The organism is uncultured Streptococcus sp., assembly GCF_963525625.1.
Taxonomy (GTDB): domain Bacteria; phylum Bacillota; class Bacilli; order Lactobacillales; family Streptococcaceae; genus Streptococcus.
Genome location: NZ_CAURLD010000007.1, coordinates 53,570 through 74,928, shown reverse-complemented (window position 1 = coordinate 74,928; position 21,359 = coordinate 53,570). Strand labels below are relative to the sequence as shown.

General features: G+C 44.6%; 17 protein-coding genes. 16 read left to right on the top strand and 1 reads right to left on the bottom strand.

Features of this window, described 5'->3' with window-relative positions; all coding sequences use genetic code 11:
* Window positions 1-70: 70 nt before the first annotated feature.
* From RYK49_RS05540 to icd, 12 genes are all read left to right on the top strand, one after another.
* Window positions 71-763, top strand: a complete 693-nt coding sequence (locus tag RYK49_RS05540; protein WP_002898001.1) for a phosphoglycerate mutase — start codon at window positions 71-73, stop codon at window positions 761-763.
* Window positions 764-972: 209 nt separating this feature from the next.
* Window positions 973-3,039, top strand: coding sequence for a penicillin-binding protein PBP2B (pbp2b, locus tag RYK49_RS05535; protein ID WP_314830235.1), 2,067 nt, complete (start codon window positions 973-975; stop codon window positions 3,037-3,039).
* A gap of 104 nt (window positions 3,040-3,143) precedes the next feature.
* Window positions 3,144-3,740 carry a recombination mediator RecR gene (recR, locus tag RYK49_RS05530; RefSeq protein ID WP_002897999.1) on the top strand — a complete coding sequence of 199 codons (597 nt, stop codon included), beginning with the start codon at window positions 3,144-3,146 and terminating at the stop codon, window positions 3,738-3,740.
* Between the two features lie 218 nt (window positions 3,741-3,958).
* Window positions 3,959-5,005: a D-alanine--D-alanine ligase gene (locus RYK49_RS05525; protein ID WP_314830236.1), complete on the top strand. Its 1,047-nt coding sequence runs from the start codon at window positions 3,959-3,961 to the stop codon at window positions 5,003-5,005.
* A gap of 75 nt (window positions 5,006-5,080) precedes the next feature.
* Window positions 5,081-6,451, top strand: coding sequence for a UDP-N-acetylmuramoyl-tripeptide--D-alanyl-D-alanine ligase (gene murF / locus RYK49_RS05520; protein WP_314830237.1), 1,371 nt, complete (start codon window positions 5,081-5,083; stop codon window positions 6,449-6,451).
* A gap of 58 nt (window positions 6,452-6,509) precedes the next feature.
* Window positions 6,510-7,196: a TIGR02206 family membrane protein gene (locus RYK49_RS05515; RefSeq protein WP_314830238.1), complete on the top strand. Its 687-nt coding sequence runs from the start codon at window positions 6,510-6,512 to the stop codon at window positions 7,194-7,196.
* A gap of 18 nt (window positions 7,197-7,214) precedes the next feature.
* Entirely contained in the window at window positions 7,215-7,901 is a 687-nt protein-coding gene (locus tag RYK49_RS05510) for a TIGR02206 family membrane protein (protein ID WP_314830239.1), read from the top strand.
* Between the two features lie 427 nt (window positions 7,902-8,328).
* Window positions 8,329-9,873, top strand: coding sequence for a peptide chain release factor 3 (locus tag RYK49_RS05505; RefSeq protein ID WP_314364801.1), 1,545 nt, complete (start codon window positions 8,329-8,331; stop codon window positions 9,871-9,873).
* A gap of 336 nt (window positions 9,874-10,209) precedes the next feature.
* Entirely contained in the window at window positions 10,210-11,118 is a 909-nt protein-coding gene (locus tag RYK49_RS05500) for a magnesium transporter CorA family protein (RefSeq protein ID WP_314830242.1), read from the top strand.
* Between the two features lie 211 nt (window positions 11,119-11,329).
* Window positions 11,330-13,993, top strand: a complete 2,664-nt coding sequence (gene acnA, locus RYK49_RS05495; protein ID WP_314865139.1) for an aconitate hydratase AcnA — start codon at window positions 11,330-11,332, stop codon at window positions 13,991-13,993.
* Window positions 13,994-13,995: 2 nt separating this feature from the next.
* The gene (locus tag RYK49_RS05490) at window positions 13,996-15,114 is read left to right on the top strand and encodes a citrate synthase (protein WP_314830244.1); all 1,119 of its coding nucleotides are present in this window, start codon (window positions 13,996-13,998) and stop codon (window positions 15,112-15,114) included.
* A complete protein-coding gene (gene icd, locus RYK49_RS05485; RefSeq protein WP_314830245.1) occupies window positions 15,101-16,312 on the top strand; it encodes an NADP-dependent isocitrate dehydrogenase in 1,212 nt (403 codons plus the stop codon). Before RYK49_RS05490 ends, icd begins: the two co-directional genes overlap by 14 nt.
* 31 nt (window positions 16,313-16,343) lie before the next feature.
* Here icd and RYK49_RS05480 read toward each other — a convergent pair whose 3' ends face one another.
* Window positions 16,344-16,742 carry a hypothetical protein gene (locus tag RYK49_RS05480; RefSeq protein WP_061589218.1) on the bottom strand — a complete coding sequence of 133 codons (399 nt, stop codon included), beginning with the start codon at window positions 16,740-16,742 and terminating at the stop codon, window positions 16,344-16,346.
* A gap of 357 nt (window positions 16,743-17,099) precedes the next feature.
* On the opposite strand from RYK49_RS05480, the gene RYK49_RS05475 reads away from it, so the two are divergent.
* The 4 genes from RYK49_RS05475 to RYK49_RS05460 all read left to right on the top strand — a co-directional run bounded on the left by RYK49_RS05475 (window position 17,100) and on the right by RYK49_RS05460 (window position 21,316).
* Complete coding sequence (locus tag RYK49_RS05475) at window positions 17,100-18,662, top strand: DEAD/DEAH box helicase (protein ID WP_314830246.1); 1,563 nt, start codon at window positions 17,100-17,102, stop codon at window positions 18,660-18,662.
* Window positions 18,663-19,006: 344 nt separating this feature from the next.
* Complete coding sequence (locus RYK49_RS05470; protein WP_314830247.1) at window positions 19,007-19,483, top strand: PTS sugar transporter subunit IIA; 477 nt, start codon at window positions 19,007-19,009, stop codon at window positions 19,481-19,483.
* Window positions 19,484-19,503: 20 nt separating this feature from the next.
* Window positions 19,504-19,809 carry a PTS sugar transporter subunit IIB gene (locus tag RYK49_RS05465; protein ID WP_314830248.1) on the top strand — a complete coding sequence of 102 codons (306 nt, stop codon included), beginning with the start codon at window positions 19,504-19,506 and terminating at the stop codon, window positions 19,807-19,809.
* Window positions 19,810-19,840: 31 nt separating this feature from the next.
* On the top strand, window positions 19,841-21,316 hold the full coding sequence (locus RYK49_RS05460; RefSeq protein WP_002910271.1) for a PTS galactitol transporter subunit IIC: 1,476 nt from the start codon (window positions 19,841-19,843) through the stop codon (window positions 21,314-21,316).
* Window positions 21,317-21,359 lie beyond the last annotated feature (43 nt).

The following is a 21,359-nucleotide window of genomic DNA, read 5'->3' as shown; positions in this document are numbered from 1 at the left end:
AGGCGAAAATTTTGTAAAATAGAATAGATAAACGGGGACTGCCTCGGAAAATAAAAGGAGAATCCATCTAATGGTAAAATTAGTTTTTGCTCGCCACGGTGAGTCTGAATGGAACAAAGCTAACCTGTTCACTGGTTGGGCCGATGTTGATTTGTCTGAAAAAGGTACACAGCAAGCAATCGACGCTGGTAAACTGATTAAAGAAGCTGGTATCGAGTTTGACCAAGCTTACACTTCAGTATTGAAGCGTGCGATTAAGACAACTAACCTTGCTTTGGAAGCAGCTGATCAGCTTTGGGTACCAGTTGAAAAATCATGGCGTTTGAACGAGCGTCACTATGGCGGTCTGACTGGTAAAAACAAGGCAGAAGCAGCTGAGCAATTTGGTGATGAGCAAGTGCATATCTGGCGTCGTTCATACGATGTATTGCCTCCAAACATGGATCGCGATGATGAGCACTCAGCACACACTGACCGTCGTTATGCTTCACTTGACGACTCAGTTATTCCAGATGCTGAAAACTTGAAAGTTACTTTGGAACGTGCCCTTCCATTCTGGGAAGACAAGATTGCTCCAGCTTTGAAAGATGGCAAAAATGTCTTTGTAGGTGCACACGGTAACTCTATCCGTGCCCTTGTGAAGCACATCAAACAACTGTCTGACGATGAAATCATGGACGTGGAAATTCCAAACTTCCCACCATTGGTATTTGAATTTGACGAAAAATTGAACGTAGTAAAAGAATACTACCTTGGAAAATAAGCTTAAAGGAATCTGAGATTATTCTCAGGTTCTTTGCTTTTCCAGAGAGGAAGGACAAGGATTGCTGGAAGCCTAGCCGGCAAGTCTTTTCTGTTCCGAAGTTTAGCGGATTTCCTCTTAACTCGTCCACATTTTCAGATTTTCTATCAGTTTTGAGACATTCATCGAGCTGGATTTATGGTAAAATAAAGGTCAGAACTTTTACTAGAATGAGAGAGAAAATGGCAAGGAAGAAGAGAAAATTTGACAGTCATTCCATCACCAGAAGACTTTATCTGCTGTTTGGAATCGTGATGTTTTTGTTTTTAGCCTTGATTGCCCGTCTGGGCTATATGCAGGTGGTCAATCAGGACTTTTATACGGATAAGTTGGCCAAGGCCAGCAAGACCAAGATTACCACTAGCTCAGTGCGTGGGCAGATTTATGATGCTACTGGCAAGCCCTTGGTGGAAAATACGACCAAGCAGGTGGTGACCTATACACGGGATAATCGTCTGACGGCTGGGGAGATTCGAGCGACAGCTCAAAAGCTCCTGACCTATGTCAGTGTCAGCGATACAGAGGTGACAGACCGCCAAGAAGTGGATTATTATTTGGCGGACAGCGCAGTCTATCAGGAAGTGGTGGAAAAGCTGCCCAAGGACAAGAAGTTTGATACAGACGGCAACCGCCTGCCTGAGTCCAAAATCTATAAGGCGGCAGCTGAGAGCATTGACCCTAAGCAGCTGGGCTATACGGATGAGGAAAAGAAGGCCATTGTTCTCTTTAGTCAGATGAATGCAATTTCCAACTTTGCGACGGGGACCATCCAGACAGATGCGCTGACAACAGAGCAGGTGGCTGTATTGGCTTCCAGCAGCAAGGAGCTGCCAGGTATCAGTGTCTCAACGGGCTGGGATCGAAAGGTCTTGGATACCTCACTGGCTTCTATCGTGGGTAATATCTCGACAGAAAAGACTGGACTTCCGGCTGAGGAAGTGGATGATTACCTGAAAAAAGGCTACTCCCTCAATGACCGGGTGGGGACCTCCTATCTGGAAAAGCAGTATGAGTCGGTCCTTCAAGGCAAGCGAGCTGAGAAGGAGATTCATCTGGACAAAAATGGTAATATGGAGAGTGTGGAAAATATCTCTGACGGCAGCAAGGGCGACAATCTCAAGCTGACGGTGGACTTGAACTTCCAGCAGGGAGTAGAGGACATTCTCAAAAATGCCTTTAATGCAGAGTTGGCTAGTGGCAATGCGACTTACTCTGAGGGCGTCTATGCCGTAGCTATGGATCCCAATACCGGCGCCGTTTTGGCTATGGCAGGCATCCGGCATGATCTGGAAACAGGAGAAAGCTCGGTCGATGCTCTGGGGACCATGACCAATGTCTTTGTTCCGGGATCTGTGGTCAAGGCTGCAACATTGACCTCGGGCTGGGAAAATAATGCTATTAGCGGCAACCAAGTCCTGACAGACCAGCCGATTAGTTTTGGCGGTACGGACAGTATCACTTCTTGGTTTACCCAGTATGGTTCGCGTGCTATCACAGCCCAAGAGGCTTTGGAATACTCTTCCAATACCTATATGGTGCAGGTGGCGCTGAAGATGATGGGAACGCCTTACTCAGCGGATATGAAACTGGATTTTGATGAGCTGGATCCGTCCATGAAAAAGCTGCGGTCGACCTTTGCTGAATACGGTCTGGGCACTTCAACAGGGATTGACCTGCCAAATGAGTCCACAGGCTATCTTCCAGACAAGTTTACCTTTGCCAACTATCTGACCAATTCTTTCGGTCAGTTTGACAACTATACAACGCTTCAGCTGGCCCAGTATGCCTCAACAGTAGCTAATAATGGTAAGCGTGTGGCTCCGCATATCGTTGAAGGCATTTACGGCAACAGCGACCAAGGAGGCCTCGGTGATTTGGTGCAGAAAATTGACACCAAGGAGCTGAACCAGGTCAATATCTCTGACGAGGATATGAGCATCATCAAGCAAGGCTTCTATCAAGTGGTTCATGGCAGCAGTGGCTTTACGACTGGTCGGACAATTTCTCAGGGAGAGAGCGTGCCAATTAGTGCCAAGACTGGTACGGCTGAGACCTTCGTGGACAAGGGTAAGAAAGAAGCCATCAATACCAATGTCGTGTCCTATGCACCAAGTGAGAAGCCGCAGATTGCGGTGGCGGTAGTGTTCCCTCATAATACGGACTTATCTTCTACTGTCAGCCACAGTATCACTCGCGATATTATCAATCTTTACAATCAACAACACCCTATGAATTAGCACTCAATGAAAATCATCAGCAAACGGAGAAAGCTAAGAGCTGTCAGTGCTCAAGTAGAGCAACCTGGTTTGAGGAGATTTTTTGAGAATAGAGAAAGGATTTTATGCTTTACCCAACCCCTATTGCCAAGCTGATTGACAGTTTTTCAAAGCTGCCCGGCATTGGCATCAAAACAGCTACTCGTCTGGCTTTTTACACTATTGGCATGAGCGATGACGATGTCAATGAATTTGCCAAGAATCTACTGGCTGCTAAGCGTGAGCTGAGCTACTGCTCTGTCTGCGGCAACCTGACGGATGAAGACCCTTGTGCAATCTGCCAAGACCAGTCGCGCGATCAATCAACTATTTTGATAGTTGAGGACAGCCGGGATGTGTCAGCCATGGAAAATATCCAGGAATACCACGGACTCTATCATGTCCTGCATGGCTTGATTTCACCTATGAACGGCGTTGGACCGGACGATATCAATCTCAAGAGTCTAATCACTCGTCTGATGGATAGTGAGGTGACGGAGGTTATCGTCGCGACCAATGCGACAGCGGATGGCGAAGCGACTTCCATGTATATTTCACGGGTCTTGAAACCTGCTGGGATTAAGGTGACTCGCCTAGCGCGTGGTTTGGCGGTTGGCTCCGATATTGAGTATGCGGATGAGGTTACGCTGATTCGCGCTATCGAAAATCGGACGGAATTATAAACATAAAGGATTTTTCTGGCTCTAGCTGGCTGGAACAGTCCTTTTTTCTGTTCAAAAATGCTGGGAATTGTGATATACTAAAACGGACTGATACAGAAGCTCCTGCTTAGAAGAATCGACTAGCTAGGTAGATGCAAAACCAAGCTTTTGAGCCTGATTCTTCTCGGGCTGGCAGCTTTTGTAAATCGTACTATTTTTAGAAAATGATAGGAAAAATCATGGCAAAACAAAGATTGATTTTATTGTATGGCGGACGCAGTGCAGAGCGGGAAGTTTCGGTATTATCAGCTGAGAGCGTCATGCGGGCTGTCAATTATGATAGATTCTTGGTGAAAACTTACTTCATCACCAAGGATGGAGACTTTATCCAAACTCAGGAATTTGAAGCAACGCCGGCGGCTGATGAGAAGCTGATGACCAATGCCACAGTTGATATGTCTCGGAAGATCAAGCCCAGCGATATTTACGAAAAAGGAGCGGTGGTCTTTCCGGTCCTGCATGGTCCCATGGGCGAAGATGGTTCTATTCAAGGCTTCTTAGAAGTACTCAAAGTGCCTTATGTCGGCTGTAATATTTTATCTTCTGGCCTAGCCATGGATAAAATCACGACCAAGCGAGTGCTGGAATCGGCAGGCATTGCCCAAGTCCCTTATGTAGCGCTGGTAGATGGTGAGGATCTAGAGCAAAAAATCCAAGAAATTGAGGAGAAATTGACCTATCCAGTCTTCACCAAACCTTCCAATATGGGCTCCAGTGTAGGCATTTCTAAATCGGAGAACCAAGCAGAACTGCGTGCTTCTCTGGACCTGGCTTTCAAATACGACAGTCGGGTACTGGTCGAGCAAGGAGTGACAGCTCGTGAGATTGAGGTTGGACTTCTAGGCAATGTTGACGTCAAGAGTACCCTGCCTGGAGAAGTGGTCAAGGACGTGGCTTTCTATGACTACGAAGCCAAATACATTGATAATAAAATTACCATGGATATTCCAGCTAAGATTCCAGAAAAAGTGGTGAGCCTGATGCGTCAAAATGCAGAGGCAGCTTTCCGAGCTCTGGGCGGTCTGGGACTGTCCCGCTGTGATTTCTTCTATACAGAAGATGGTCAGGTCTTCCTTAATGAACTCAATACCATGCCAGGTTTTACCCAGTGGTCCATGTATCCACTACTCTGGGAAAATATGGGGCTGGCCTATCCTGAATTGATTGAGAAGTTAGTTGGTCTAGCTGAAGAGGCATTTGCTAAGAGAGAGGCGCATCTTCTCTAAAATATGATATAATAGAGGGGCTGAAAATTTTCGGTCCTTTCTTTTTGCGAGCAAACCGAAAAATGAGGAAGAAGTATGAAACTAGATTTATATGAAATTGCAGAAGTCCTATCTGCGAAAAATGATGTGACTCAGTTTGAAAATGTCTCTCTTAGGAATGCAGAGTTTGACAGCCGTTTGATTGAGTCGGGTGGCCTTTTTGTGCCGCTTAAGGGAGCGCGTGACGGCCACGACTTTATTGCGACAGCCTTTGCTCAGGGAGCTGCTGCCACCCTATCTGAGCGTCCAGTGACAGAGGGGGTTTATATCTTGGTCGATGATGTCCTGACAGCCTTCCAGCGCTTGGCTCAGTATTATCTGGAAAAGATGCAAGTGGACGTGCTGGCGGTGACAGGTTCCAACGGCAAAACGACAACCAAGGACATGCTGGCACAACTACTAGCAACCACTTACAAGACCTATAAGACACAAGGTAATTACAATAATGAAATCGGTCTGCCTTATACGGTTCTTCACATGCCTGAGGACACAGAGAAACTTGTCTTAGAAATGGGGCAGGACCACTTGGGCGATATTCATCTCCTGTCTGAACTTGCCAAACCAAAGACGGGCATTGTAACTCTGGTCGGAGAAGCCCATCTGGAATTTTTCGGCAGCCGAGCTGAGATTGCCCACGGCAAGATGCAGATTGCGGACGGCTTGAGAAAAGACGGTCTCTTGATCGTTCCGGCGGATAAGATTGTCAATGAATTTTTGCCAGAAGACTGCAAACTGGTTCGCTTTGGTCCTGATGCGGATATCTTCCTGACGCGTCTGGAAGAGCGCAAGGACAGCTTGAGCTTTGAATGTAACTTTTTAGAGCAAAGGATTGACCTGCCTGTAACTGGCAAGTACAACGCAACTAATGCCATGATTGCGGCCTATGTGGCTCTGCAGGAGGGGGTATCTGAGGCGGCTATTGCTCAAGCCTTTTCTGAGCTAGAGCTGACCCGCAATCGAACGGAGTGGAAGAAAGCTGGTAATGGCGCGGATGTCCTATCGGATGTCTATAATGCCAATCCAACAGCCATGCGCTTGATTCTTGAGACTTTCTCGACCATTCCGGCCAATCCAGGCGGACGAAAATTGGCGGTACTGGCGGATATGAAAGAGCTGGGAGCGGACTCTAAGTCCATGCACGGCTCGATGATTACTAGCCTCAATCCAGAAATTGTGACCGACCTTTTCCTTTATGGACAAGACATGGAAGCCCTCTATGACTATGCCAAGGAAATCTACCCGCCAGGCAAGGTGCATTACTTTATCAAAAATGACGAGAAAGATCAGTTTGAACAGTTGACTAAAGCTGTCAGAGAGAGTCTAACCTCTGCTGACCAAATCCTTCTCAAAGGCAGCAATTCCATGAATCTGGCTAAGCTGGTAGAGGACTTGGAGGGGGAATTATAAGCAACAACAGGGAACCCCAGCCTTGTTCAAACCTTATATTAGAATGGGAGTTTAGGAGATGGGAATAAGAGATATGTTTACAACCAATAAAACCGAACCGCCTCAACTGGGACTTTGGTATTTTGTTCTTTTGGGGCTGGTATTTGCGATTATCTGGCTTTCCTATCGCTACTACAATCGGAAAGCTTACCAGCGGTTATTTGTTGGGATGCAAGCTTGTCAGCTGATAGGCCTCTACTCTTGGTATATGCTGACTGCTGCCCCTTTGTCTGAGAGTCTGCCTTTTTATCATTGCAGAATGGCCATGTTTGCCTTGATGTTTCTGCCTAATCGCTCAGTGTATAAATTTTATTTTGCACTTTTGGGGACTTTTGGCTCGATTGTAGCCTTTATTTATCCGATTTTCGATCCCTATCCTTTTCCCCATATCACTATTTTGTCCTTTATCATTGGCCATTTAGCGCTCTTGGGAAATTGTTTGATTTATCTTTTCAGATATTATCATACTTTCTCTATGAGCTGGCAGCGAGTGGTGTGGACGACCTTTCTGATGAATACTTTTTTGCTGGTCATCAATCTATTGACGAGGGGGTCTTATGGATTTCTCACAGATCCGCCGCTTGTTGGCAATCACGGACTCTTGCTCAATTATCTGCTTGTCTCAATCGTCTTAAGTGCAGCAGTTTGCTTGGTGTCTGACATTTTTAAGCGCGTGGAGCAAACCAAGACAGTCAGCCTAACTTAATTATCTAACGGAGGATTTATGAAAGATTTTTTAACAACGACAAAAACGGTGGCACCGCCTATCTCGATTTTATGGTATGCTGTGATGATTGCTCTGGTTTTGCTGTCTATTTGGAGCTCGCTCAAATACCATGATAATCCGCGTTTTGTCAAGGCTTTTAAGTGGATTCAGATTGCCCAGCTGTTGATGCTTTATAGCTGGTATTTTGGTTTTCGGATTCCCTTTTCCAACAGCTTGCCTTTTTATCATTGCCGCCTGGCGATGTTCGCGGTGGTTTTTTTGCCGGACAAATGGCGCAGCAAGCAGTATTTTGCTCTTTTAGGAGCCAGCGGAGCGGTCTTTGCCTTGGGCTACCCAGTCTTTGACCCCTATGATTTCCCGCACATTACCAGCATTTCTTTCTTAATTGGCCACTATGCCCTTTTGGTTAATTCCTTGATTTATCTGATGAATCACTACGACAAGACCTTGCTCAAGAAATACATGATTGTAGCTTACACCTTTGGGCTTAATCTTTTCCTAGTCGGCGTTAATCAAGTGACGGGGGGGAATTACGGTCTGCTAAAAAGTCCGCCTTTTATCCCTGATGCCCCCCTATGGATAAAGTACCTTCTTGTGTCGGTCATCCTTTCTCTGGCTCTGGTTCTCTTTGACATATTGTTTAAGATACGGTGGAAAAAGCAGTTAAGTCTGGTCCGCAGTTAGTTCACTTCAAATTTACAGCTCCTGTCAAGTTAATGTGGCAGGATTTTTTTAATTAGAAAGCTTAATTATGACTTGCTTTGCTTCTAGTAACAAATGGGCTGTTTGTCTATCAACTCTTTAAGTTGGTCGAGCTAGACACTTCTGTGACAGCTGAAGAGAAAGAAGAACCGGCTCTATTTACTGGTTTTAATCTTAATCTTTGCAATTTTCCTCTTTAGCAGTGTCATTGTCAGATTATAAGAGAAATTTTATTGACATAGGAGAATAGAATCGCTCGAGAGGGCGATTTTTATCTTCTTTAGATCATTGAAAAAAAGCGCTAAATCCGCTATAATAGGTAGGTTGAAAGGATTGAAATACTTCGATGTAAGATAAAAAAACAAATACTAAGATTCACCATTATCCTAAATGAAAGAAAGAGAAGAAGATGACTTTACAAGAAGAAATTAAGAAACGCCGGACCTTTGCCATTATCTCCCACCCGGACGCGGGGAAAACGACCATCACGGAGCAGTTACTCTACTTCGGAGGCGAGATTCGTGAGGCTGGGACAGTTAAGGGAAAAAAGACGGGTAATTTTGCCAAGTCGGACTGGATGGATATTGAGAAGCAGCGGGGGATTTCAGTGACTTCCTCTGTTATGCAGTTTGACTACGATGGCAAGCGGGTCAATATCCTGGATACGCCAGGGCACGAGGACTTCTCCGAAGATACTTACCGGACCTTGATGGCAGTGGATGCTGCGGTCATGGTTATTGACTCGGCCAAGGGGATTGAGGCTCAGACCAAGAAGCTCTTTGAGGTTGTCAAGCATCGGAATATTCCAGTCTTCACTTTTATGAACAAGCTGGACCGTGACGGTCGCGAGCCCTTGGACTTGCTGGAAGAACTAGAAGAGATTTTGGGCATTGCTAGCTACCCGATGAATTGGCCGATTGGCATGGGGAAGAGTTTTGAAGGTCTTTATGACCTCTACAATGAGCGGCTGGAGCTTTATAAGGGCGAGGAGCGCTTTGCGACTCTGGCAGAAGGTGACCAACTGTTTGCTTCTAACCCTTTCTATGAGCAAGTTAAGGAAGACATTGAGCTCTTGAGCGAAGCTGGAAATGAATTCTCAGAAGAAGCGATTTTGGAGGGCAAGTTGACACCTGTTTTCTTTGGCTCAGCCCTGACCAACTTTGGCGTCCAGACATTCCTGGAAACCTTCCTCAAGTTTGCTCCGGAACCGCATGGCCACAAGAAGACAGATGGTGAGGTAGTCGAGCCACTCAGCCCAGACTTTTCAGGCTTTGTCTTTAAGATTCAGGCCAATATGGACCCGCGCCACCGCGACCGTATCGCCTTTGTCCGTATCGTTTCTGGCGAGTTCGAGCGCGGTATGAGTGTCAATCTGCCTCGCACTGGCAAGTCTGCTAAGCTGTCTAATGTTACCCAGTTTATGGCCGAGAGTCGGGAGAATGTGACCAATGCTGTAGCTGGTGATATTATCGGGGTTTATGATACGGGGACTTATCAGGTCGGTGACACCCTGACTGTAGGTAAGAATAAGTTTGAATTTGAGCCTCTGCCAACCTTTACTCCAGAGATCTTTATGAAAGTTTCGGCTAAGAATGTTATGAAGCAAAAATCCTTCCATAAGGGGATTGAGCAGCTAGTGCAAGAGGGAGCCATTCAGCTTTATACTAACTACCAGACAGGCGAGTATATGCTGGGCGCTGTCGGTCAGCTCCAGTTTGAGGTCTTCAAGCACCGCATGGAAAATGAATACAATGCTGAAGTGGTCATGAATCCTATGGGCAAAAAGACTGTCCGTTGGATTTCACCGGATGACCTGGACGAACGTATGTCTTCTAGCCGTAACATCCTGGCCAAAGACCGCTTTGATCAGCCAGTCTTCCTCTTTGAAAATGACTTTGCCCTGCGCTGGTTTGCGGACAAGTATCCAGATGTCAGACTGGAAGAGAAGATGTAACTCAGTACCAACAATTGGAACTAAAGTTCCTAATTGTTGGACGCTAGGTGCTATTGTATAGACTAGTTAACTGCCTTATTAACTCATCGGCGAAAAAATAATCGTTTTCGCCTCTTCGTGTCGTAGTGAATGGGATTGTTATGATTGTATAACAAACTAAAGTTACTAAGGCCGAGTTCTGTTGGACCCTTGCTAGCCACTTGACTACTTTCATTAGGCGAGCTAATTAATTTGATTGGTTTTATGCTTCGACATTGCATATTTACTTGCAGGAAGAGTTTGTGAAGTTGGCGCTAGTTTATTAGAGAATCATTCTACCTCATAGAAAGGAGCTCCATGTTTCTGGAAAGAAAGCTAAAAGATCAATCTGTCTGGATCAACATTGACTCAGATAGTTTCAAAAAGAATGCCCGTATTTATCAGGATTATGAAATTGATCAGGAGACCATCGAGTATGCACTCGATAAGAACGAGCGGGCTCACATGGACTACAATCGTGAGAATGGAACGGTTGTCTTTATCTACAATGTCCTTAATCTAGCGACAGACAAGGAACATTATGAGACGATTCCCATGACCTTTGTGGTGCAGCAGGGGCGTCTCATCACCATTAGTAATCAAGACAATGCCTATGTTGTGGACATGATGAAAGCCTATACTGAGCATCATGAGCCAGTATCGGTCTATAAGTTTCTCTTCGCTAGTCTGGAGTTGGTCTCCAATTCTTACTATCCAGTCGTTGAGCGGATGGACAAGCGCAAGGATGAGATTAATGCTCTCCTGCGTCAGACAACTACCAAAAAGCATCTTTTTGCTCTGTCCGACTTGGAAACATCTATGGTCTACCTGCTTGCAGCTGCCAAGCAGAATCACATGCTCCTAGAACATATCAAAAGCCACGGCATTTACCGCCGTTTTGATGAATTAGAAACCGAGCAGTTTGAGGATGCTATGATTGAAGCTCGTCAGCTTGTTTCGATGACTGATCTGATTGCTCAAGTTCTCAGCCAGCTTTCTGGCTCCTACAATAACATCCTGAACAACAATCTGAATGACAATTTGACGGTCTTGACCATTATTTCGGTCCTTCTGGCAGTGCTTGCAGTTATCACTGGTTTCTTTGGTATGAATGTTCCTCTGCCTTTGTCTAATGATAAAAATGCCTGGATTTATATTGTTGTTATTAGTCTAATCATCTGGGGACTCCTGACTAAGCTTCTTAAATGGCTAGCCAATAAGAAGTGAACATTTGAGATTATTTTACCTTTAACAAGCACCGAGAATGGTGCTTGTTTTTTCGTGCTTGGGAAAAATAATTATTAGTACAGTTTGCATGTATTAAAAAAACTGTTATTTTATGTCATAAAATATAACATAAAAATTATAATTTTTATTGCATAAAATTTCATAATAAAGTATAATATAAGACAATTTAAAATAAGTGAGGGGTAGAAATATGGCAGAATACCTAAGCGATTTAAATTATAAAGGCAAAACATACCAATACACAGACCTTGGGAAAGCCTCAGCTCTACTAGGAGGGGATATAGAAGAACTTCCTTATTCTATTCGCATATTATTAGAAAGTATTCTTCGTAAGGAAGATGGTGTTGACGTAATAAAAGATAACATTGTTTCTTTGATGCATTATCAAGCTAAATCACCAAGCGGAGAAGTTCCTTTTAAGCCTAGTCGAGTCATTCTCCAGGATTTTACGGGTGTTCCTGTTGTGGTGGATTTGGCTAGTATGCGCGATGCTATTGTCGGGCAGGGAGGCCAAGCCGATCAGATTAATCCAGAGATTCCGGTCGATTTAGTCATTGACCACAGTGTTCAGGTGGACTTTTATGGCCGTGACACAGCTCTGGAGGCCAATATGAACCAAGAGTTTGTCCGCAATAATGAGCGCTACGAATTTCTCAAATGGGCAGAAAAATCTTTTGATAATTATCGAGCTGTTCCTCCTGCTACGGGGATTATCCATCAGGTCAATATCGAGTTTCTCAGTGATGTCATCATTGAAAAGGATGGCCAACTCTATCCGGACAGCATGTTTGGGACGGACAGTCATACGACTATGATTAATGGTATCGGTGTTCTGGGCTGGGGAGTCGGTGGGATTGAGGCTGAAGCTGCCATGCTAGGTGAGGCTTCATATTTTCCAGTTCCTGAGGTGATTGGTGTTCGTATCTTGGGCAAGCTGCCTAAGATTGCGACTGCGACGGATTTAGCTTTAAAGGTTACGCAAATCTTGCGGCAGGAAAATGTTGTTGGCAAATTTGTCGAGTTCTTTGGGCCTGGTTTGTCTAATCTAAGCCTGGCTGACCGAGCAACAGTGGCTAATATGGCGCCGGAATACGGAGCTACCTGTGGTTATTTTCCGATAGATGAGGAAACGCTCAATTATATGCGCCTGACCAATCGATCAGAAGATCATATCGAGCTGACCCGTCTCTATGCTCAAAAAAATCACCTCTTCTATAATGAAAAGGTTGAGCCGAACTATACCAAGGTAGTCGAAATTGATTTGTCCAGCATTGTGCCGAGTATCTCAGGACCCAAGCGACCCCAAGATTTGATTGAATTAACAGCTGCTAAAGAAGAATTTCAAGCTAGTATAGTGAGAGAAGCGGGGGTCCGAGGCTTTGGATTAGATGAGAACGAGCTAGAAAAGTCTGCAGTGGTCCAGTTTTCTGACCATGATGAGACGATTAAGACGGGTCATGTGGCTATCGCTGCTATTACTAGCTGTACCAATACATCTAATCCCTATGTGCTGATGGCGGCAGGGCTTTTGGCCAAGAAAGCAGTAGAAAAAGGCTTACAGGTTTCAAAGACTGTCAAAACTTCTTTGGCTCCGGGCAGCAAGGTAGTCACAGGCTATCTCAAGAAGAGTGGTCTGCAAACTTATCTGGATCAGCTTGGTTTCAATCTTGTCGGCTATGGCTGCACCACTTGTATTGGAAATTCAGGCGATCTCCGACCGGAAGTGGCTCAGGCGATTACGGATACTGACTTGCTGGCTAGTGCTGTTCTTTCAGGAAATCGGAATTTTGAAGGACGGATCAATCCATTGGTCAAGGCCAATTTCCTAGCTAGTCCGCCCTTGGTAGTTGCCTATGCTCTGGCTGGAAATACCAATATTGATCTGACTAGTGAGCCGTTGGGTTATGATCAAAAGGGGCAGCCTGTTTATTTGATGGATTTGATGCCAGAGCACGATTTGGTTGCAGATTATGTTCAAAAATACGTGACGCGCCAGCTTTTTGAAAAAGAATATGCCCATGTGTTTGACGACAATGAAAAATGGAATCAGATTCCGACAGCGTCTTCTCAAAATTATCAGTGGAACCAGGCTTCGACCTATATTCAAAATCCACCTTACTTTGATGGCTTAGCTGATGATTTAGCCATTCAACCACTGAAAAATCTTGCAGTGCTGGCAAAATTTGGGGATACGGTGACGACAGACCATATCTCCCCAGCAGGAAATATTGCCAGAAACAGCCCAGCGGCTTCCTATTTACTGGAGCACGGAGTGGATTACCAAGAGTTTAATTCTTATGGCAGCCGTCGGGGCAATCATGAGGTCATGATGCGGGGGACTTTTGCCAATATTCGGATTAAAAATGAATTGGCGGATGGGAAAATTGGTGGTTACACAGATTATAAAGGAGAGTTGCTATCCATTTATGAGGCGGCCATGCGCTACAAAGAGGAGCAAATTGGCACCATTGTCCTAGCTGGCAAAGACTACGGTATGGGGTCCAGCCGTGATTGGGCAGCTAAGGGGGCTAATCTTTTGGGTGTCAAGGTGGTGCTGGCAGAGAGTTTTGAGCGTATCCACCGGTCCAATCTGGTCATGATGGGTATTATTCCTCTGCAGTATCTAGAGGGTGAAAATGCGGCTAGTCTGGGTTTGACAGGTAAGGAAAGTTTCGACATCAATCTGCCACAGGACCCACAAGTTGGTCAGCTAGTTGATGTAGTAGCTCGAAAGGGTGCTGAAGAAATAGCTTTTCAAGCTCGGCTGCGCTTTGATGCAGAGGCGGATATTCGTTACTACGAAAATGGAGGAATTTTACCCATGGTCGTTAGAAAGAAATTAGAGGAGGTGTGAGCATGAGTCAGACGGACGGTTTGAAAGATACCATTGCCTGTGATACCAGGATTAGCCAGATTGTTGATGATTCTTTGTCTTATGCAGGCTACAATATTTCTGAATTGGTAGAGCACCAAGCGAGTTTTGAAGAGGTGATTTATCTGCTGTGGCATTTGCATTTGCCGACTCAAATTGAGCTCAAGCATTTTGAAGAAGATCTGCGAGCTAATTATGCCATTAGCGATGCGGTGGAGCAGTGTATTCTCATCCAGTCCCGCAAGCACCTTCATCCCATGAGTGTCTTGCGCTCAACGGTCAGTCTTTTGGGCGTTTATAATGTCCATGCTGAGGAAGCATCTCTAGAAGCTACCTATGAGCAGAGCATCCAGCTTATGGCAAAGATGCCGACTATTATTGCGGCTTTTGCCAGACTGAGGTCGGGTCAGACTCCGATAGAGCCGCGGGAGGATTTAGGTTTTGCGGCCAATTTCCTCTATATGCTAAAGGGAGAAGAGGCTAGTGAGCTTGAAGTCAAAGCCTTTAACTGCGCCTTGGTGCTCCATGCCGATCATGAACTCAATGCTTCAACCTTTGCGGCTCGAGTCTGCGCCTCAACCTTGACCGATATTTATTCCTGCGTGACAGCAGCAGTTGGAGCGCTCAAGGGCTCCCTTCATGGCGGTGCTAATGAATGTGTCTTTGATATGCTGAAAGAGATCAGAGAGGAAGGGGATTGCCAGGCCTACCTAGACCGCAAGCTGGCCTCTCACGAGAAGATTATGGGCTTTGGTCACCGGGTTTACAAGACCCAAGATCCGCGTGAAAAATACCTGCGACAAATGGCCAAGGACTTGACACAGGGAACCAAGGATGAGGTCTGGTATCAGCTTTCAGAGGAAATTGAAGCCTATATGAAGCATACCAAGCATCTGATACCGAATGTCGATTTTTATTCGGCTACTGTTTACCATGTGCTGGGCATTGACAGCAGTATCTACACCCTGATTTTTGCTATGAGTCGGGTGGCTGGTTGGATTGCCCATATTCAGGAACAGCGCAAGAACAATAAGCTGATTCGGCCACGTTCTAACTATATTGGTGCTCAAGGTTTGGAGTATCTTCCAATTGGAAGGAGATAAAATGGCAGATAAGATTTTGTTTGAGAAAGGGCGGTTGCAGGTGCCGGATGCTCCTATTATTCCTTACATCCAAGGAGACGGGATTGGGGTTGATATCTGGGAAAATGCCCAGCTGGTCTTTGATAAGGCAGTGGAAAAGGCTTATGGTGGCCAGAGAAAGGTTGTTTGGAAGGAAGTTTTGGCTGGGAAAAAAGCAGCAGACCAGACAGGTGACTGGCTACCGGATGAAACGCTGGCAAGGATTAAGAGCCATCTAGTGGCTATTAAGGGCCCGCTAGAAACCCCAGTCGGAGAAGGGATTCGTTCGCTGAATGTGGCCCTGAGACAAGAATTGGACCTCTACGCCTGCCTGCGGCCGGTTCGTTATTTCAAGGGAGTTCCCAGTCCGCTCAAGCATCCAGAGAAGACAGATATCACGATTTTTCGGGAAAATACAGAAGACATCTATGCAGGGATTGAGTGGGAGAGCGAAACAACTGCAGTCCAAAAAGTTATCGATTTCCTGCAGAAGGATATGCAGGTTGACAAGATTCGCTTTCCAGAAAGCTCTGCTATTGGGATTAAGCCTATCTCTAAGCAAGGAAGCGAGCGGCTGATACGGGCGGCTATTGACTATGCACTAGCCAAAGGACTGAGCCGGGTGACTCTGGTCCACAAGGGCAATATCCAGAAATTTACAGAGGGCGGTTTTCGAAAATGGGGCTATGAACTAGCTCAAAGAGAGTATGCGGACGAGCTGGGTTCTGGAAAACTAATCATCCAGGATGTGATTGCAGATAATTTTCTGCAGCAGATTTTGCTTTTTCCAGAGAAATTTGATGTTGTCGCCTTGACCAATCTAAATGGTGACTATGCCAGCGATGCCTTGGCTGCTCAGGTGGGAGGAATCGGTATTGCGCCAGGGGCCAATATCAATTACGAGACGGGTCATGCTATTTTTGAAGCAACTCATGGGACGGCGCCAGATATAGCGGGTCAAAATAAGGCTAATCCTTGTTCTCTTATCTTATCAGGGGCCATGCTCTTTGATTACATTGGTTGGTTGGAGGTCTCTCATCTCCTGACTAAGGCCGTTGAGAAAGCTCTCTTTGAGCAAAAAGTGACAGGGGATTTTGCCAGTCAGCTGGAAGGAGTAGCAGCTTTGACCACTAGTCAATTTGCTGAGGAGCTGCTGGCTAATATAGAAAAGTGCTCATAGTGAAGAAAAAAGCGATGAGGGAACTGCCTATCTAGACGGTCTCTTCATCACTTTTTTGTCTTTTTCGATATTCCAGTCCCCAGCCGATGATCCAGCAGAAGACTAGTAGATAATTTTCAATCCAGCCCAGTAGATTGGCTTGATTCGCCTTTTCCAGATAGCCTAGCAGATGGTTGGTTCCAAAGCCCAGCCCGCCCAGAATCAGTGCTAGCAAGGTCATACGCAGATAGAACCAATCATACTTTATGTTGGCAGCAATGACTAAAGGCAGAATAGCCAGATTCCAGAAACCAATTTCCCGCTGCCAGTAGGGAGCTAGACCATAGATGGACTCATTGCCCAAGAGCTGGGGCTGGAAAATCTGGATTGTAGCTGCGCCCAGCATAGCTAAGATTAGTAAAATGAAAATCACTCGTAAAAATTTATTCATACCTGTCTCCTTTCTTCTTTGTAGATTATAATGTTTTTGAAAATGATTTTCAAGTTTTCATTTTTTACAAAAGAAATCTCTAATAAAATATTTTACAGCCAAGTCCTATCTTTTTAGGTACTTTTGTGGTATACTAGATTAGTTGCAGAAATACAGTTTTTCTATTCAGTGGGAACTAGCGACCGAGTTGGCGCTTTTTTAGTGCCTAGACTTGAGAGACCATATTTATGAAGAGAAGAGCGAATACTCTCAGAAAATCGAGATTTAGCAAGAGAAAAGCACTTGGTATGTTTCGATAGTTGAGTATCAAAAGCCTTATAAGGTGGCTTCGCACCGCCTTTAGAAAGAAGAAGAACATTGAAATTTAATGAATTACATTTATCTGCTGAATTACTAGCAGAGATTGAAAAAGCTGGCTTTGTAGAAGCAAGCCCCATTCAAGAGCAGACGATTCCACTTGCTATGGCAGGTAAGGATGTCATTGGTCAGGCCCAGACAGGGACAGGAAAGACAGCGGCCTTTGGCTTCCCGACTTTGGAGAAGATTGATACAGATAATCCTGCTGTGCAAGCATTGATTATCGCTCCAACCCGTGAATTGGCTGTGCAGAGTCAGGAAGAGCTTTTCCGTTTTGGCCGGAGCAAGGGTGTCAAGGTGCGTTCTGTCTACGGTGGCTCCAGCATCGAAAAGCAAATCAAGGCCCTCAAGTCTGGTGCTCATATCGTCGTAGGAACACCTGGCCGTCTCTTGGACTTGATCAAACGCAAGGCGCTTAAGCTGAATCAGATTGAAACTTTGATTTTGGACGAAGCGGATGAAATGCTTAACATGGGCTTTTTGGAAGACATTGAGTCTATCATTTCACGAGTGCCAGAAGAACGTCAGACCTTGCTCTTTTCAGCGACCATGCCGGATGCTATCAAGCGTATCGGTGTCAAGTTCATGAAGGAGCCTGAGCATGTCAAGATTGCTGCTAAAGAGCTGACGACAGAGCTGGTGGACCAGTATTATATCCGTGTCAAAGAAAATGAAAAATTTGATACTATGACCCGCCTGATGGACGTGGAGCAGCCAGAGCTGTCAATCGTCTTTGGCCGGACCAAGCGTCGGGTGGACGAGCTGACTCGTGGCCTAAAAATCCGCGGTTTCCGAGCAGAGGGTATCCATGGTGATTTGGACCAAGGCAAGCGCCTCCGCGTTCTGCGCGACTTTAAAAACGGCAATTTGGATGTCTTGGTGGCGACAGATGTGGCTGCGCGTGGATTGGACATTTCTGGTGTGACCCACGTCTACAATTATGACATTCCGCAGGATCCAGAAAGCTATGTTCACCGGATTGGCCGGACAGGTCGTGCCGGTAAGTCAGGTCAGTCTATCACTTTCGTATCACCAAATGAAATGGGTTATCTGCAGATTATCGAAAATCTGACCAAGAAGCGTATGAAAGGCCTTAAGCCAGCGACTGCAGAGGAAGCTTTCCAAGCTAAGAAAAAAGTTGCTCTTAAGAAGATTGAACGCGATTTTGCGGATGAAAGCATCCGTTCTAACTTTGAGAAATTCGGCAAGGATGCCCGCAAGCTGGCAGCAGAATTCAGCCCAGAAGAGCTGGCTATGTATATCCTCAGCTTGACGGTGCAGGATCCAGATGCTCTTCCTGAAGTAGAAATTGCCCGTGAAAAACCATTGCCATTTAAACCGTCTGGCGGTGGATTTGGCGGAAAAGGCAAGGGCAGTCGTGGCGGAAATAGCAACCGTCGCAGTAATGACAACCGAGGTGGCCGTCGCGATCAATTTAAGAAAGGTCGCAAAGACGAGCGTTTTGACAAAGAAAATCGCTACCGCAAGGACCACAAGAAGCCACGCAATACTTCTAGCGAAAAGAAAACCGGCTTTGTTATCCGTAATAAGGGTGATAAATAAAAAGTTAGAACTCTGATACATCAAATATGTATCGGAGTTTTTTCTTTTGATGAGATGTTAATGCTATTATACTCGTCTTTTGTAAAAAAATTTGATTGGAACATTTAAATATTTTATGATAAAAGGCGCCACAATCTTGTGGCGTTTTTTGTGAGAAATCTTATAAGCAAAAAGTACATAAAGTGTAATTTAGTTACTTGGTTATCAAATCAAACAAAATAGTACACGATTTATTAATTATTGTAAACAAACAATTAATAAAAAAGATATAATAAGCTATTGACTATATTATATCATAATGATATAATGAATTTACAAACAAAAAGAAACAAGGTGAGGTAATAATGGAGCTTTCTCAATTGTTTGATAAAGAGTTAGTTTTTTGTCTAACTGCAAAAAGTCAAGAAGAGTTATTTTATCAGGTAGCTGACTTACTGGAAGAGAGAAAAATTGTCAAGCCTTCTTATAAAGAGGCTCTGATAAAAAGAGAGCAATCTTTTCCAACTGGATTGGATATGGAGTTTTTAGGCAAAGACTTGCCAAATGTAGCTATTCCCCATACAGACATTGAGCACAACTTAACAGAGAATGTGGTTGTGGTTAAGTTGGAAGAGCCCGTGACTTTCCACAATATGATTGCACCTGCACAGACAGTTTCAGTCTCTCTTTTATTCTTTATTATTAACCATTCTAGCTCAAGTCAAACTAACATTTTGGCACAGCTTATGGACTTCTTCACTAGCCAAGGCAATTTAGCTGAGTTAGCTAAGTGCAACACTGATGAAGATTTGTTTCGTTATATTTCAACAGTCATCAAATAAATTAAATGGAGGTTTTTACCATGATTAAAATTTTAGCAGCCTGTGGAGCTGGTGTGAATTCCAGCCACCAAATCAAAAGTGCCCTTGAGGAAGAGTTGTCAAACCGTGGTTATGATATTCATTGCGATGCGGTAATGGTTAAGGATGTCAATGAAGATTTAATTCAAGGATACGACATCTTTACACCAATTGCAGCAACAGATTTGGGCTTCACACCAGAAATTCCTGTTATTGAAGCAGGACCGATTCTTTTCCGTATCCCAGCTATGAGTGCTCCGGTGTATGACAACATTGAAGCGGCCATTAAAGAGCATGGTCTAAGTTAGGTTATAAAAGGTTAAACCAGGAGGTTTTGTTATGAATGCTATTATTGATATAGCGAATAAGTTCTTTGATCCCATTATAAAAATGGGCGGCCCGATAGTCATGCTGATTATCTTGACTGTCTTGGCTCTGTTATTTGGTGTGAAATTTTCTAAAGCTTTGGAGGGTGGTATTAAGCTAGCCATTGCTTTGACGGGTATCGGGGCCATCATCGGTATGCTGAATGGAGCTTTCTCAGCTTCACTTGCAAAATTCGTTGAAAATACAGGCATTCAGCTTAACATCACAGATGTTGGCTGGGCTCCTTTAGCAACGATTACTTGGGGTTCTCCATGGACCTTGTACTTCTTGCTTATCATGCTGATTGTCAATGTCGTTATGCTGGTTATGAAAAAGACAGATACACTGGATGTTGACATCTTTGATATTTGGCACTTGTCCATCACCGGACTACTAATTAAGTGGTATGCGGATAACAATCATGTGAGTCCAGCTGTATCACTACTGATTGCGACTGCAGCAGTTGTCCTAGTCGGTGTTTTGAAAATCATCAACTCAGACTTGATGAAGCCAACATTTGATGATCTTTTGAATGCACCAAGTTCATCTCCGATGACGTCTACTCACATGAACTATATGATGAATCCTGTCATCATGGTTTTGGATAAGATTTTTGATAAATTTTTCCCTTGGTTAGATAAGTATGACTTTGATGCTGCGGCTCTGAATAAAAAGATTGGTTTCTGGGGCTCTAAGTTCTTTATCGGTTTCCTTCTCGGGGTGGTCATTGGTTTTATGGGAACTCCACACCCTGTAGCAGGTGCAGAAGATGCAAATACTTGGCAATTAGTCATTAAAGGTTGGTTGACTCTAGGTTTGACTGCCGGTGTCTGCTTGGAATTGTTCTCATTGATTGGTTCATGGTTCATTGCAGCTGTAGAACCACTTTCACAAGGTATTACAAACGTTGCTACAAAACGTCTACAAGGCCGTAAATTTAATATCGGTTTGGACTGGCCTTTTATTGCAGGTCGTGCTGAAATCTGGGCTTGTGCTAACGTACTTGCACCAATCATGCTGATTGAAGCAGTTCTTCTTTCTAAAGTAGGGAATGGTATTCTACCATTGGCTGGTATCATTGCAATGGGCGTAACTCCAGCGCTCTTGGTAGTTACACGTGGCAAACTCTTACGTATGATTGTGTTTGGAAGTCTTTTGCTCCCGCTCTTCCTGTTGTCAGGAACTCTGATTGCACCATTCGCAACAGAACTTGCTAAAGGTGTTGGTGCCTTCCCTGAAGGAGTCAGCAAATCGCAATTAATCACTCACTCTACGCTAGAAGGACCGATTGAGAAGCTGCTAGGCTGGACTATCGGTAATACTACAACTGGTGATATTAAAGCAATCATCGGTGCAGTTATCTTCTTGGGAGCTTATGTAGGAATCTTTGCTTGGTATAGAAAACAAATGATCAAACGTAACGAAGCCTACGCTGCAAAGGAAAAATAAAAGCTTGTGGCTAGAATAAGATATAAAGTAAGCCATAAAAACA

Bases quoted from the DNA above. Each gene is read 5' to 3' on its own strand.
- RYK49_RS05540 (WP_002898001.1), top strand. From the start codon at position 71: ATGGTAAAATTAGTTTTTGCTCGCCACGGTGAGTCTGAATGGAACAAA.
- pbp2b (WP_314830235.1), top strand. From the start codon at position 973: ATGAGAGAGAAAATGGCAAGGAAGAAGAGAAAATTTGACAGTCATTCC.
- recR (WP_002897999.1), top strand. From the start codon at position 3,144: ATGCTTTACCCAACCCCTATTGCCAAGCTGATTGACAGTTTTTCAAAG.
- RYK49_RS05525 (WP_314830236.1), top strand. From the start codon at position 3,959: ATGGCAAAACAAAGATTGATTTTATTGTATGGCGGACGCAGTGCAGAG.
- murF (WP_314830237.1), top strand. From the start codon at position 5,081: ATGAAACTAGATTTATATGAAATTGCAGAAGTCCTATCTGCGAAAAAT.
- RYK49_RS05515 (WP_314830238.1), top strand. From the start codon at position 6,510: ATGGGAATAAGAGATATGTTTACAACCAATAAAACCGAACCGCCTCAA.
- RYK49_RS05510 (WP_314830239.1), top strand. From the start codon at position 7,215: ATGAAAGATTTTTTAACAACGACAAAAACGGTGGCACCGCCTATCTCG.
- RYK49_RS05505 (WP_314364801.1), top strand. From the start codon at position 8,329: ATGACTTTACAAGAAGAAATTAAGAAACGCCGGACCTTTGCCATTATC.
- RYK49_RS05500 (WP_314830242.1), top strand. From the start codon at position 10,210: ATGTTTCTGGAAAGAAAGCTAAAAGATCAATCTGTCTGGATCAACATT.
- acnA (WP_314865139.1), top strand. From the start codon at position 11,330: ATGGCAGAATACCTAAGCGATTTAAATTATAAAGGCAAAACATACCAA.
- RYK49_RS05490 (WP_314830244.1), top strand. From the start codon at position 13,996: ATGAGTCAGACGGACGGTTTGAAAGATACCATTGCCTGTGATACCAGG.
- RYK49_RS05480 (WP_061589218.1), bottom strand. From the start codon at position 16,742: ATGAATAAATTTTTACGAGTGATTTTCATTTTACTAATCTTAGCTATG.
- RYK49_RS05470 (WP_314830247.1), top strand. From the start codon at position 19,007: ATGGAGCTTTCTCAATTGTTTGATAAAGAGTTAGTTTTTTGTCTAACT.
- RYK49_RS05465 (WP_314830248.1), top strand. From the start codon at position 19,504: ATGATTAAAATTTTAGCAGCCTGTGGAGCTGGTGTGAATTCCAGCCAC.
- RYK49_RS05460 (WP_002910271.1), top strand. From the start codon at position 19,841: ATGAATGCTATTATTGATATAGCGAATAAGTTCTTTGATCCCATTATA.